Below are 14,374 nucleotides of genomic sequence, written 5' to 3'. Positions count from 1 at the left end.
ATGTCTCGTATGAACATCACAACATTGAGTCCGGGCGTCCACTGCCTACCGAGCGCAGTCGACCTGCAGAATCCCGATCGACCTCGACAAACGTTCGGGACGAATCACCGATTCGGGTACCGAGATCTTCGAGGAACTGAGCACGTTCCGTTATCCGTATCTGGAGACCGGCCAGCGCTTCGGCGAGTGCGCGGCCCTGCTCGACATAATCGCGACCCGCGCACGAACCCGAGAACGCCGGAGACGCCAGCATGCTTGCCGCGACACTCAACTGATGTGCAGCAGCCGCGGTGCGACGCTCCAACTCGTCAGTGGCAACGTAATCGATCTCCATGCGGCACTCCGTTCGCCCGACCGCACAAGAATCCGACGGTCCATGACTACTTGGACGCACCGAGGCCGCCCGGGGTTCCCGCGAACTACTACGAGCCTGAACCGAGCATCCGCGGACGGGAAAACCTACCGCCGCTACACCGCAGCGACGGTCGCCGCCAGCTCGTCTGCGAGCTTGCGCGCCAAACTCAGGTCTTCAGCTTCGACCATGACACGGACCAATTGCTCGGTGCCCGACGGCCGGAGCAGCACCCGACCGGCTTCGCCGAGAAGACGCTCGGCATCGGCAACTGCCACCACCACCGACGTAGCTGCCGCAACCGCCGCTTTGTCGTCGACCTTCACGTTGATCAAGATCTGCGGAAGTGTTGTCATCGTAGCGGCCAGATCTGAGGAGAGCCTGCGCGTCTGCGCCATCCTGGCCAGCAGTCGCAGGCCTGTGAGAACGCCGTCACCGGTAGTTCCGAACCCGGGAAACACGACATGGCCGGACTGCTCGCCGCCCAGGCTGTATCCACCGGCGCGAAGCTCCTCGAGCACGTAGCGGTCACCGACTGCCGCAGTGACGACGTCGATACCAGCCGCTCGCATCGCCAGATGCAGACCCAAGTTGCTCATCACAGTCGCAACCAGCGTGTTGTCGACCAATTCTCCGGCTTCACTCATGGCTACGGCAAGTACAGCCATGATCACGTCACCGTCGATCACTGCACCCGTCTCGTCCACTGCCAGACACCGGTCTGCATCCCCATCGTGGGCAAGCCCAAGATCTGCGCCGTGTTCGACAACCGCGCGCTGAAGATTCTCGAGGTGGGTGGAACCGCAGCCGTCGTTGATATTGAGACCGTCAGGCTCGGCACTGATCGCGATCACCGTCGCTCCGGCCGCGCGATACGCTGCGGGCCCAACCTCCGACGCTGCCCCGTTGGCGCAGTCCACCACCACTGTCAGCCCTTCGAGCGACTCGTGGAGCGCAGTATCGAGATGCTTCAAGTAGAGCGTGGCCGCATCGTCGACGCTACGGACGCGCCCGATGCCCGAACCTGTCGGGAGGGTCGGACTTGCCCCGCCGCCCAGCACCGACTCGATCGCGGCCTCCGCGTCGTCACCAAGTTTGTGGCCGCCGGCGGCAAATATCTTGATTCCGTTGTCCGGCATAGGGTTATGTGAGGCGGAAATCATCACGCCGAGACTCGCGTCGAACAGACCGGTCAGATATGCAACCGCGGGAGTCGGTAGAACTCCGACGTCGAGAACGTCGACGCCGGCCGAACTCAGTCCAGCGGTGACAGCCGCCTGCAGCATCTCACCACTCGCGCGTGGATCACGTCCGACCACGGCAATCGGCCGGGTGCCCCCGCTCGTCTTTTTCGCGTCTGTTCTCTCGGAATCGAAGGCCAGCACGTGCGCGGCAGCGACCGACAAACGCAGGGCGAGATCCGCGGTCAGATCGGAATTGGCCAATCCACGCACACCATCAGTTCCGAACAACCGACCCATCGAACAACTCCCTGGATTTCATTGTGTTCTGTGAAAAGTCTTCCCTGACACCACAAGAGCGGGCGTCCGGTAACAATGGACGCCCGCTCTTGTGGTGAACAGGTGCCGAAGCGGACCAGTTCGGTCAACCTCGGCGAAGCATCAGCGCTTCGAGTACTGCGATGCCTTACGGGCCTTCTTCAGTCCGTACTTCTTACGCTCGACCTTACGCGCGTCGCGCGTCAGGAAGCCGGCCTTCTTGAGTGCCGGACGATCATCGGGGGTGACCTCGAGGAGTGCGCGCGCGATAGCCAGACGCAATGCGCCTGCCTGACCGGACGGGCCGCCACCGTGGAGCAGTGCAATGATGTCGAAAGACTCGGGACGCTCGACGAGAACCAGCGGAGCCTTGATCAGCTGCTGGTGCACCTTGTTGGGGAAGTAATCTTCCATGGTGCGGCCGTTGAGCTTGAACTCGCCGGTGCCGGGGACCATGCGGACGCGAACGACCGCTTCCTTACGACGACCAACGGTCTGGATCGGACGATCGAAGACGATCGGTGCCAGCGGTGCCGCTGCAACCTCTTCTACGACCTCGACTGCTTCAGCGGTGATGAATTCTTCCACTGCTTCAATGTTTTCTTCGGTCACGTTCTGCTCTTCCGGCGATGTCACTGTGAGACCTGCTTGATCTCGAACGGCACCGGCTGCTGCGCGGTGTGGGGGTGGTTCGGGCCCGCGTAGACCTTCAGCTTGCTGCTCATCGCGCGACCCAGCTTGGTCTTCGGGAGCATGCCGACGATGGCCTTTTCCACGAGACGGTCGGGGTTGCGGTCAAGGACCTCTCCGACGGTGCGGGACTTCAGGCCACCCGGGAATCCGGAGTGGTGGTAGAGCTTCTTGCCCTCGAGCTTGTTGCCGCTGATGGCAACCTTCTCGGCATTGATGACGACGACGAAGTCGCCACCATCGATGTGGGGTGCGTAGGTGGGCTTGTGCTTACCGCGCAGCAGGGTCGCTGCCTGAACGGCAAGACGGCCGAGCACCACGTCGGTGGCGTCGATGACGTGCCACGCGTGGGTCACATCTCCGGCCTTCGGGGTGTACGTAGACACAGAACTTCCTCGTCTTATTTCATTCCACTGCTGACCATGTGCGTATCGCAAAGACAATTCTCGGCGGCCAGTTGAGACCCGAGAACCGCTGGACCCTGCGCATCGTCATCTCGGAGATCACTCACCCGGGACGTCAATATGCGGAGGCCTACGGCACGCCACCGATAGACGATACCGGGCTTCCCCACCTCAGGTCAAAGAGCGCACCGGATCGCACGTTCTACCACCCGTCACAAATCCTGCAGGCGCAGGAACTGGTTGACGTAGGCAGCCGTCTACCCCAACGACCTATGTCCGTTGGGGTAGACGTGGAACCCAAGATTTTACGGCGCTTCGAGCGTCGTGATCAGCCTCCGAAGCCTCTCGCTGCAGCACTGTCAGCGTTGCGCATCGACTCCGAACCGTTTGCGGTGGCTCCGGCGATCTGGGCCAGCACGATGTTCAATTCCTCCGACGCCTGACCCCAACGACGCTGAGCGTCATTCCACGCCTCCGAACCCGCGCCTTCCCATCCGGCCTGCAAGTTGTCAACGACAACCTTGATGTCGCCCTGCTTGTCGTTGATCGACTGCGCTTGCCTCTTCATTTCGTCGGACAGCATGGCGAGTCCGCCGAAGTCGTACTTGATCATGTTCTCGCTCATAGTTACTCCCATTCCGATGGCCGTACCGTGTTAGATGACACTGCGGTTTGCGTGACTGCAAAAGCGGTCGAATACTCTTGTGCTGAAATCGATTACCGCTATCGCGGCGGTCCGATACGGTCAGCCCATATTGACGGTTGCACCGCGCAAGGCATTCACGTTGTCGCCTTCGGCGGTGTCGAATGTGCCTGCAGATTGCTTGATCTGGCCGCAGATGTCAGTGAGCGCTGCATCCAACTTCATTGCAGCATTGTTGTATCGCACCATGATGTCGGCATATTCGGTATGAGCGCTGCCCTTCCATGAACTGCTCGACGCCTCGGCTTCGGAACGAACTGCGTTCACCAAACCTTTGATATCCCCCAAATGACCATCGATGGTATTCGCCGAACTGATCAATTCTGCGGTTGTTGCGGTAAAGCCCATGTCTTCCCCCTGCTGGTGACGTGCACTGCTTGTGACATGCACTGCTTGTGATGTGCACCGGCCATTTGGCGTACACCGGTTTAGTGGCGGCGTTCGCTCACATCGGTTGGCCTCGTTTCGAGCTGGATCTGTCGATCAACTGCTCCCGAACAAAGGCCGAATGTTCGCTACACATACTTGGACGCCGCCCGTTCTCTGTCGGTTCCGGCACTTCGAAAGAAATTTTGCCGACAGCGCACCGGTCAGTTGACGTAAGTCAGACTCCCCGTAACTCGACCGCATTCCGACTCGAACATGTCCCACTCTCCGACCAGGTACTGACAACCGATACTCACCTGCAGTCCACGTTCGACGTACACCTTCCAGCGAACCTCCGAGTACCCATCCGGAAACTCCATGTACAACACGGTCTTTCGTCCTTCAACTGTCACGACGGACTCGAAGTCCTGAAACCGGGACGGGTCCTCGAGGGTCGTGAACTGCGCACGCAGAGCACCTTCGACCTCATCGAATTCCACTCCCTCGCGGAGTTCCTTCTCGACAATGACGATTTTCCTATCCGTTCCCGACGGCGGCACGATGTCCGTCCGACCCGTTGTCGAACGGCCCGGTTCGCGTGACCAGCCCGCCGGCAAGTCCAGTCGAACCCGCCCCAGTTCCAGGGGCACAGTGGTTGTGGTCGGCAATGCGTCCGACGTGCGCGAAAGCGTCGAAGTGGTTGCAGGCGAATCCACTGGGGATGCGTCGGCCGTCAGTCCGTGTACGACGGTGCCTTCGATACCTCCGGCGGTGTTTGCGTCTTCGGTACCGCCACGACCGCTCACGATCACCACACCCGCCGCAAGCGCGCAGATGACCACCGCGCAGGCCGTCACCACCGGCCACCAACGACGCGAGCGTCGCGTGGGATGTGTTGGTCCAACGATGTGCGACGGCGGCACCCACCGATCCCCGAAGGCCGAGTTGTCAACCGCCCGCCCGGCCGAATTCTCAGCGGTGACCGCATCCAGACGGACCCGTGGATCTACGATGGAACGGACGATACGGCTCTCGTCGAGAACACGAACGCTGGCATAACCATGGATGCTTCTCGAACCCCGCTCCAAGGATGATGCAACCGAATGTGACTGTCGCCCGACAACTACCACTGTGTCGCGGCCGGTCAACTCGTCGAATTCTGCGAACAGGTCAGGCAATTCTGCAAGACGCCCGCGGCGCGTACTCATGACCGTCACATCCCCGTCGAAGTCCCGCAAGCACGACACGACAGCGTCACCGGAGCGAATCTCGACCACGATGCACCTCGATCGCCAGACGCTACGCATCGAACGAGCGACAGCAATCGCAGACGGGACGAGAACGACGTCGTGGCCGACTTGCCGCGCGGCCACCAACAGTCGCCCCTTACGTGCATGACCCCACTCCGACGGGTAACTCAGGTACAGCACATCGGCGTCGGACAAACCGCAGCCTTGAACGGCATGCGAAATCAACGTCACCAATTCGAGAACGGTGGAGGTAATTCGTCCACCGAACTCGATGTAGTCGTCATCGATGTAGTCGAGCGGATTGACACCGCCGAAACGCGAGTGATCCCGAGAATCTCCTTCGATGTCTGCGCGACAACAAAATTCACGCTGGGCCGTGGCCGACCATGCATTGGACGTCCCGATATGGACGGACACCGACAAAGTCGCGCCCGGTATGACAGCAGTGGCGTTCGCCCCCGGTCTCACAGTGGTGGCATCCAGGGCAGTTGCACAAGTTGTGTCTGCGATCTCGACACATAGGTCCCCCGGCCTTCCGGCATGGCCGAACCGCGAATTGCTCCGACCAGGTTCCCTTCGTCACGATTACCACTCATCACCACACCTGCAGTACCCATGTCGCGGATCCGAGCGATCACCGGCTCGAACAGTGCGCGACCCGCACCGCCGGAACGCCGCGCAATCACCAAGTGCAACCCGATGTCTTTCGAATGTGGAATGTGTTCGAGAAGTGCTGCAACCGGGTTGCCGGTCGATGTCGCCACCAAGTCGTAGTCGTCGATAATCACGTAGATCTCCGGGCCTGACCACCACGAACGTTCCCGCAGTTGTTGCTGCGTCGTGTCCCCGCTCGGCAGCCTCGCTGCAATAATGCGAGAAAGGTCCACCATCAGTTCACCGAATGTCACCGCCGAGGCCGAATATCCACCGAGGTGATTGCCCTCGACAACCCCGAGCATCGAATGCCGATAGTCACCGATTATCAGTTTTGCCTGCGCCGGCGTGTTCGAAGCCATGATGCCTTCCGCGATTCCACGGAGCAATGACGTCTTTCCGCAGGCGGTGTCACCGAACACGAGGAGATGCGGATGCTCGGCAAAGTCCATGTAAACCGGCGCGAGATCGGTTTCGCCGAGTCCGATCGGTATACGCAGGCACCTACCGTCGGCCGCGGTTGCACTCGGCCAGTTTTCGCCGACGACGTTCAAAAGATCTGTCCGAGTGTACGAATCGGGAAGCATACGGAGGGCCGGCGCAGAGCGTCCGGTCGACATCGCCGTAATCCGTGCAACGGTCGCCGACACCGCGGCGCTCAACTCCACGCTGCTCGCAATTCCATCCATGCGAGGCAGCCCCGTCAGGAGGTGCAATCCCTCGCGGGTAATGCCTCGCCCTGCGTGACTCTCGGGGACCATGCTGGCCTTCTGCCGTCCGGCATCGGAATCACCCGGATCTCCCAGCCGCAGTTCGATGCGGGTTCCCAACTGATCCTTCAAAGCCGGTCTGATATCGGCCCACCTCGACGCGGTGACGATGACGTGAACACCGAAGGACAAACCCTGGGCGGCAAGCGTATTGATCGATGCTTCCAGCGGTTCGAAGTCCGAACGAACGCTCGGCCAACCATCGATCACCAGAAACACGTCACCGAATTGGTCGTGAGCGAAGCCGGCCGCGACGTTCTCACCAGTGGGATCACTGTTTCGTAGCCGACGAAATTCGACCATCGAATCGATACCGTGATCACGGAACAATCGCTCACGCTCCTGGACTACCCCCGACACTTCGGCGACGGTTCGCCGAACCCGGTCTCCGTCCAATCTATTTGCCACCGAACCGACGTGAGGGAGATCGCGCAACCCCAGCAGCGTGCCACCGCCGAAATCGAGGCAGTAGAACTGAACCTGCTCGGCCGTATGTGTCAGCGCGAACGACATGATCAGCGTGCGCAGTGCTGTCGATTTTCCCGACTGCGGGCCACCGACGATCGCGAGGTTGCCAGTCGAACCGTTGAGGTCGGCTACCAGCAGTTCTCGCCGCTGATCGAACGGTCTGTCCACAATCCCGAAGGGCGCAGTCAGGTTGCCGCGGAGAATATTCGAATCACCCGCGGCAGCGCGCGGCAACAACTGGTCGAGTGTCGGCGATGCATCGAGCGGCGGAAGCCACACTTCATGGGCGCGTGGACCGTGCCCTCTGATTCGGTCCACGAGAACTCCCATGAGAGTTCTCGATTCGTCTCCCGCCTCACCCATATCCACGAAGTCCGGTTCCACCACGGCATCGCCGCGTTGATCACCCAGGACCGCCGCAGCAGTGAAGAGCACCGGAGCGAGCGCAACAGACTGTTCCGTCGCGAGTCGCGCCGGAGCGATTCGAGCGCCTTCGTACGGCCCGGACACGTACGCGCCTTGAAAACGCACGATTTCTGCAGAATCCGCCTTCAAATATCCCGCGCCTGGAGTTCCTGGCAGGTAGTACGCGTCTGGAACTCCTAAGACAGTTCGGGACTCGTTGGCGGAGAATGTCTTCAAACCAATACGGTACGAGAGGTGACTGTCGAGGCCACGTAGTTTTCCTTCATCCAAGCGTTGGCTCGCCAGCAGAAGGTGGATGTGCAGCGATCGTCCCAGCCGACCGATCGCCACGAACAGGTCGGCAAACTCCGGTTGTTGACTGAGCAGTTCGGAGAACTCGTCGACCACCACGAACAATGCCGGCAGTGGGTCGAGAGCAGCCCCCGCAACTCGCGCCTTTTCGTAATCCGAGACATTTGCGAAGTTTCCGGCCGATCGGAGAAGTTCTTGACGCCGATTCATTTCTCCCGCAAGCGCATCCTTCATGCGATCGACCATCGCGAGTTCCTCGGCAAGGTTCGTGATCACTGCCGCAACATGGGGCGAATCCTCGAGACCGAGAAAAGTCGCACCGCCTTTGAAATCGACAAGTACCAGATTCAAGGCAGTCGGTGAGTGTGTCGCGATCAAGCCGAGAACAAGCGTCCGAAGAAACTCCGATTTGCCCGAACCTGTTGCACCGATACACAAACCATGGGGACCCATTCCATTCTCGGCAGATTCTTTGAGGTCCAGCTCGACAGGCTGCCCGTCGGCTCCGACACCGATCGGCACTCTCAATCGATCGCGTCCTTGGCGCGGCAGCCATGCATGATCCGGGTTGAACCGCGCTGCATTTCCGATTCCCAACATCTGACTCCACGAACGCGCCGTTTCATCGTCGTCGCCTGAATCGATCGCGTTCTGAGTAGACGCACGGTACGGCGCCATCCTCCTTCCGAATGACTGAGCAGTTATTGTCGTGCAAGCATCGGGACTCGCAAACTTCTCCACGCCGACGCTACTGACCGCACCCACCTGATCGTCGCTCACCACCAACCTGAGACCTCGACTGGCAGATAGTGCCGGGCAGAAACCGCACAGGTCGACCACTGTCACCGAATCCAATCCGGTTGCGGTCAAAAGCCCCGAATCGCCTTCCAGCAGTCCTCCGTCCACAACGACGATCACATGGGGCACACCCGCTGCCGCAGGCGCATTCCGCGCGAACCGACCCCTCATCGCCAGTTGGTCTCCCAGTGATCCTTCCAACTCGAGGTACGAGCCGTACACCATCCGCGCTGCACCGGCGCCGTCGGACGCATCCGGATGCTGCGTGTGCGGCAACCATTTGACCCATTCCCATTCCGATGCAGTGTCCGGCCCGCAGACCACTGCAACTTGGAGGACGTCCGGACCGTGAAAAGTACACAGTTGCATCACCATAGCCCGGACCAACGCCCGGGCGGATTCCCGATGACCCGCAACAGATACCGAGGGGAAGCCCCTCAGTGACACAGCCGTCGGAAGGTCCTCGACAACAGAATGAGAACGGACAAATCTCCGAAGCGACACGGATGCAACGGGTTCGAGATCCTCCACGGGACCGGTCTCCGGCGGGATCAACCGAGTCGCCAGTCGTTGACTCCCGAGGCCGACCCGAACGTGACAGTAATCTGCGTCTACGGCTTGACGTTCCCACATTCGCGACGTTCCCACCAAGGTCCACAGCAACGCCGGTTCCGGATTGCTCCACTCCAGAGCGCGGCGCTGCGCTTGGCCCGTGTCATCGACGTCGCGACGCAACTGATCGAGATACCGTAAGTAGTCCTTGCGGTCCTCGTTGACCTCGGATGCGCGCGCACCACCACTGCGTCCGCCACCTGCCAACATTCCGAGCATCGACACCATCATCATCACCGGAAACAACAGCGACATCGGATTTCGTGCCATCCCCGACGTGAACATCAATGCGACCATTCCGATCATGGCTACCACCATGACCACCGGTAACAACTTGGTTAGCAGATTCCCCGGCGTGGCACGCGGAATCTCGGGTGGCGCCTGCAGCGTCACCTCACCCCCCGGCGCCCGCGGCGCTTCACGTCGAGGTCGACGCGGAAACCTGACTGTGCTCAATTCACTCCACCCCCAACAGTGATATTGGCGCGCAATCCTATGATCGACCCGTCCATCATTTGCCGAACTGTCCCCCATGGCAAAGATCACGCAACGACAGACATTAGCTCATCCCGCCGACACAGTCAGTCTCGGCAACCGTTCGATTGCGTCCGCGGCAGCAGCATTTGTCAGCTCGATGTCGTAAGGTTCCGAAGAACAGGGGTGACGCGAATGGGGATTCGCGAATGAGGTGTCACTTCGGAGGGGTTGATCGTGAGCATGTCCACAACCGACGCAGGATCTATGGCGAGTGATCGCCGAACGGCGCCAGCGGCCGAACTGTGTCGCCTGACCATCTTGTCGGCACATACACAGGTGGATCTCGCAGTGCCACTACGCATTCCACTCACATTGGTCATTCCCGGCATTGTCGACACAATTCGCAACCACAGCGAGTCCAACGATTTCGACACCACCGCCGAACATTTCGAACCCAGCGACTGGTCCCTGGCCAAAGTCGGTCGCGAACCCCTCTCGCCCACACTCTCACTGCACGAGCACGGAATCCGCGACGGCGAGTTGCTCATCCTCGAAACCGCGGACACCGCCGCTCCATCACCACTGTTCGACGACATCATGTACACCGTCGCGGCCACTGACGCGCAGACATACCGTCGTTGGACTCCGGACACCGCACGCACCACCGGTTCTGTGGTTGCCATCGCCGCTACGCTCGTCGGCACCTCTGCTCTGGCTCTGGGATCAACCGGATTAACAGGGGCCGCTTGCGCTTTGACAGCTGCGGCACTGTTGACTATCGCCGCGATCGTGACGGCCCGCGTCTACGACGACGGCAGAAGCGCAATCGTCCTCGGATGCGCCTCGGTGCCGCCTGCGTTCACCGCCGGCATCCTCTTCGTTCCTGGCCCGATACACGCTCCGCATATCCTTCTGGGGTCGGTACTCGTCGCGTCGGTGACACTACTCTGCCTTCGCTTGTGCGGTGTCGGAATAGCCACATTCACAGCACTTTTCGGAATCTCGATCGCCGCAGCTATCGCAGCAGGCGTCGCAACTACGCTTCCCGACGTTCCGCTCGAGACGCTCAGCGCCGTGAGTATCGCAGCGTCACTGATCATTCTGGCGAACACGCACGCCTTTCCATGCTGTTCGCCAAGCTTCCGTTGCCGCCGGTTCCCGTTCCCGGGAATCCGCTCGATGAAGCGCGGGATCTGACAACCGAACCCGAACTGCCGGATTTCCAGGAACTTACCGAAAGAACCGGCCGCGCCCGCAGCTACCTGACCGGCCTGGTAGTGGCAACATCGCTTGTGACGTTGATCGGGGCAGTCAGTGTCGCAGCGGTCGATTCCAACGGCGGAATCGTCTGGTCCGGTACCGCGCTTGCCGGCGTGACCGCCGGCGTTCTGATGCTCCGCGGACGCACTTTCGCCGGTAGCAATCAGGCAGTTCCCCTCATCGCGTCCGGCGCCTCCATCGTCCTTGTCGTTCTCATCTCACTGATGTGGGCTCGTCGCGACGACAGCCTCGCCATTTTTGCCCTCTCCATGATTGTTCTCATCGTGGCGCTCGTCATGGGCATCATCGCCCCGGGTCGGGTCTTCAGCCCGGTCATGCGACGAGCTGCGGAGCTTGTCGACCTAGCCGCGATCGCTTTGATCGTGCCCCTGATCTGCTGGGTGACCGACTTGTTCTCCGTCATGCGCGGACTCTGAGCAGCGGACGCACTCGGATGACCCGACGGATTCGCGCTACCTCGATACTTGCCTCCATTGCGGCCGTGGCGCTCCTCGGAGGTCCGGGCGTAGCTTCCGGCGCGATTCCGTTGCCCATCGAACCGTCGATGCTTCCGGAAGACGCCGCCCCCGCGCCACCACAAGCTACTGAGCAGCGCACGCTGTGCATTCCCGCAGCACCTGGCGGAGAAGGTCCCGATATTCCGCTCGCCCAGCGCGACCTGGCGTTCGATGCTGTCTGGCCTCTCACCACGGGCATCGGTCAGCGAATTGCCGTCATCGACACCGGGGTGAACGCCCATCCCCGACTCCCCAATGTGGAGGCCGGTGGCGACTACGTCGGAATGTCGGACGGAACCGAGGACTGCGACGCCCACGGGACTGTCGTCGCCGGACTGATCGGCGCGCAGCCGCAAAACGGATCAGGCTTCTCCGGCGCAGCGCCGGGTGCGGTTGTCATCGCTATCCGACAGTCCAGTTCCGCCTACTCGGTCGCAGGGAGACAAGACGATCCGAATGTCGCCGAAAACTCGTCCGGATACGGAAACGTCGACACCATGGCCACGGCTGTCCGTCATGCTGCTGACCTGGGTGCCACGGTCATCAATATTTCGGAAGTTGCCTGCAAGTCCGCGTCCGACGGAATCAACGATCAACGACTCGGCGCAGCAATCCACTATGCCGCGGTCGACAAGGACGTCGTCATCGTCGCAGCCGCCGGAAATGTCGGATCAGGTGGCTGCAAGACGCAGAATCCACCCCCGAATCCACTGAGACCTGGTGCAGATCCTTGGAATTCGATCAGTACTATCGCCAGCCCGGCGTGGTATGACGACTATGTCCTCACTGTCGGATCTGTCGATCCCAACGGTGCAGCAAGCCCGTTCAGTCTCGGCGGGCCGTGGGTGGACGTGGCAGCGCCCGGTACCGGGATCGTCTCGTTGCACCCGTCCGAATCCGGCCTGACCAACGGAACGTTCGGCCCCGGCGGGGCATTTCAAGCGATCAACGGAACCAGCTTTGCGGCGCCGTACGTAGCGGCAACAGCTGCGCTCGTTCGATCTCGATATCCCGAGCTCACGGCAACGCAAGTAGTACACCGCATTGAGTCCACCGCTCATGCCCCTGCCGAAGGCTGGAATCCCTACGTCGGGCACGGGGTAATCGATCCGCTTGCCGCTGTCACCGCCATCCCCACTGACAGCGAAAACTATCCGCTCCCAGCCTATTCGACGGCAATTGCTCCACTTCCGATAATTCCCGCCGCAGACAATCGGGCACGTGACGCGGCACTTCTCGGCGTTGCCTGCGTCGGAATCTTGGGGATACTGGCTCTACTGGCGTCATTTCCGATACGACGAAAGTATTCCGAACGCGCGAGTAGCTGACACGGACCGGTCCGCATTGGATAGTTGTCGTCAGTTGGCCGGCGCTGCGGGATACGGGTCCGGTGTCATTCCGTCGTGCGCGACAAGGGCATTCGCTTTGTCCAGCGCCGGCCCTGATGCAAGCAATTCGAGCAGTTGCCAAGGAGCGCGGTCCGGAGTTCGCACGAGACCGAGGGCCTTGGCCGAATCTTCGTCCGGTACACCGAATTTCACGCCGGTATCGGCGATGTAGAACACTCCATCTCGTCGCGCGCTGTCAACATCGATACCGGTCGCTTGCACAAATCCTCCAGCACCCGGCGAGATGTAGGCGTAATCCAGCCGATCCCCCGGCCCGTCAGCCTGCGCCAGTGCAACCGCTTTGGCATCGGACGCAAGGGGAAGGTCGCTGCCGACAATCACACTCACCGTCGCGGAACTACGTTCGGCCGCAATCGAAGCCCGGTCCGGCTTCCAAGCTAGACAACTCACCGGCGCATCCCGCTCTGTCACCACGGAGGGCACGACCACGGGGAACGCGGTCAGCGCTAGCTGGTTTACCGAAGGAATACGATTGATCGCGTCGGGCGTCACGGAGGTCATTCCCGAATCTCCCTGCGAATCGGCGAAGTAGATCAGTTGTGCCACAGCCGAACTTACTCTCTGGATTCCGTTTTCCAGAACGACGTAGTAGATGATCTCCGAACCCGTCGAGACCTGAACGACAGATCCGACGGTCTTGCCCTGCAACGAGTATCGCGGAACTGTCCCCACACCGGGAATCGATGGAGCCGCGATTCTCGGAACTTCGGGAATTGCATTGAGCATTCCGGCGCTGATGGGCCGGGGTTCCACATCTTCCAACCCGAGCGCCCGGGCGATCGCCGGATCGCCGATATCGATCGATGCTCGTTTTCCGTCGTACACCAGGAAATGATCAGCGCCCGAGCGAACCAGCAGGGCCCGGTCATCGGACAGGTACGACGCGTCGAGTCCAAGTTTCGGCTCCCCGACCAGTATCGTCGTCGACAGAGACCGTTTTCCGTCTACTCCGACCGTGTCACAGACCGTCCATTGCGCGTGTGTCGGATCCGCCGCTTCCGGTAGCGCCGACGGCCCTCCGGGGATACCGACAAGCGCTCCTCGCGGCTTCCCGCTGATCTCCGAATCCTTCACCAGCGCAGGCTTGTCCGGCGATCCGATGATCAACCTCGCCGATGCCAGGTTGAGTACCGGGTGAAATGTCCCTTCCATCGCGACAAACATTGCACCGGAATCCTTTCCGACGACGATGTGTGCATCGGCAATCTTGTCTTGCGGCCGGAAGAGTGCAAGCACCCCACAACCTGCGAGCCCCAGAGAAGCCAGCACAATACCGACAATCAGTGCACGCGACTGTGATCGCATCGGATCGTGCAGCATCCGCACATCTCGGCGCACCAGTGCGTGTTCCATACGTCGGACCAAAAATCGGTATCCGTTGACCTGCCACTTCGTGGTCGGTGTCGCAGCCATGCTTCCCCCCGTGC

The 14,374-nt window shown here is 60.8% G+C and carries 13 protein-coding genes; 4 read left to right on the top strand and 9 right to left on the bottom strand.

Going from position 1 to position 14,374, the window contains the following annotated elements:
- Positions 1-16: 16 nt before the first annotated feature.
- The 8 genes from BDB13_RS12640 to eccCa all read right to left on the bottom strand — a co-directional run bounded on the left by BDB13_RS12640 (position 17) and on the right by eccCa (position 9,670).
- Positions 17-334, bottom strand: a complete 318-nt coding sequence (locus BDB13_RS12640) for a hypothetical protein (RefSeq protein ID WP_094271940.1) — start codon at positions 332-334, stop codon at positions 17-19.
- Positions 335-468: 134 nt separating this feature from the next.
- Positions 469-1,833: a phosphoglucosamine mutase gene (gene glmM / locus BDB13_RS12635; RefSeq protein WP_094271939.1), complete on the bottom strand. Its 1,365-nt coding sequence runs from the start codon at positions 1,831-1,833 to the stop codon at positions 469-471.
- Between the two features lie 141 nt (positions 1,834-1,974).
- Entirely contained in the window at positions 1,975-2,487 is a 513-nt protein-coding gene (gene rpsI / locus BDB13_RS12630) for a 30S ribosomal protein S9 (protein WP_094271938.1), read from the bottom strand.
- Positions 2,484-2,927 carry a 50S ribosomal protein L13 gene (gene rplM, locus BDB13_RS12625; RefSeq protein ID WP_094271937.1) on the bottom strand — a complete coding sequence of 148 codons (444 nt, stop codon included), beginning with the start codon at positions 2,925-2,927 and terminating at the stop codon, positions 2,484-2,486. The genes rpsI and rplM overlap by 4 nt, the downstream gene beginning before the upstream one ends.
- 346 nt (positions 2,928-3,273) lie before the next feature.
- On the bottom strand, positions 3,274-3,570 hold the full coding sequence (locus tag BDB13_RS12620; RefSeq protein ID WP_094271936.1) for a WXG100 family type VII secretion target: 297 nt from the start codon (positions 3,568-3,570) through the stop codon (positions 3,274-3,276).
- A 120-nt stretch (positions 3,571-3,690) separates the two neighbouring features.
- On the bottom strand, positions 3,691-3,996 hold the full coding sequence (locus BDB13_RS12615; RefSeq protein ID WP_094274878.1) for a WXG100 family type VII secretion target: 306 nt from the start codon (positions 3,994-3,996) through the stop codon (positions 3,691-3,693).
- Between the two features lie 242 nt (positions 3,997-4,238).
- A complete protein-coding gene (locus tag BDB13_RS12610; protein ID WP_141210638.1) occupies positions 4,239-5,732 on the bottom strand; it encodes a type VII secretion-associated protein in 1,494 nt (497 codons plus the stop codon).
- Entirely contained in the window at positions 5,729-9,670 is a 3,942-nt protein-coding gene (gene eccCa, locus BDB13_RS12605) for a type VII secretion protein EccCa (protein WP_254923020.1), read from the bottom strand. Before eccCa ends, BDB13_RS12610 begins: the two co-directional genes overlap by 4 nt.
- Here eccCa and BDB13_RS32930 point away from each other — a divergent pair.
- The 4 genes from BDB13_RS32930 to mycP all read left to right on the top strand — a co-directional run bounded on the left by BDB13_RS32930 (position 9,588) and on the right by mycP (position 12,866).
- Positions 9,588-9,761, top strand: coding sequence for a hypothetical protein (locus tag BDB13_RS32930; RefSeq protein WP_254923069.1), 174 nt, complete (start codon positions 9,588-9,590; stop codon positions 9,759-9,761). The two genes, eccCa and BDB13_RS32930, sit on opposite strands and share 83 nt — an antisense overlap.
- A 239-nt stretch (positions 9,762-10,000) precedes the next feature.
- Positions 10,001-10,957 carry a type VII secretion integral membrane protein EccD gene (gene eccD / locus BDB13_RS32925; protein WP_254923019.1) on the top strand — a complete coding sequence of 319 codons (957 nt, stop codon included), beginning with the start codon at positions 10,001-10,003 and terminating at the stop codon, positions 10,955-10,957.
- Entirely contained in the window at positions 10,885-11,457 is a 573-nt protein-coding gene (gene eccD, locus BDB13_RS32920) for a type VII secretion integral membrane protein EccD (RefSeq protein ID WP_254922799.1), read from the top strand. The genes eccD (BDB13_RS32925) and eccD (BDB13_RS32920) overlap by 73 nt, the downstream gene beginning before the upstream one ends.
- Positions 11,458-11,474: 17 nt before the next feature.
- Entirely contained in the window at positions 11,475-12,866 is a 1,392-nt protein-coding gene (gene mycP, locus BDB13_RS12595; protein WP_094271933.1) for a type VII secretion-associated serine protease mycosin, read from the top strand.
- A 30-nt stretch (positions 12,867-12,896) separates the two neighbouring features.
- Here mycP and eccB read toward each other — a convergent pair whose 3' ends face one another.
- Positions 12,897-14,360: a type VII secretion protein EccB gene (gene eccB / locus BDB13_RS12590; RefSeq protein WP_094271932.1), complete on the bottom strand. Its 1,464-nt coding sequence runs from the start codon at positions 14,358-14,360 to the stop codon at positions 12,897-12,899.
- Positions 14,361-14,374 lie beyond the last annotated feature (14 nt).

The organism is Rhodococcus sp. OK302 (assembly GCF_002245895.1).
GTDB lineage: Bacteria > Actinomycetota > Actinomycetes > Mycobacteriales > Mycobacteriaceae > Rhodococcus_F.
The sequence above is the reverse complement of the archived record's forward strand: the minus strand, read 5'-3'. Positions and strand labels throughout refer to the sequence as shown.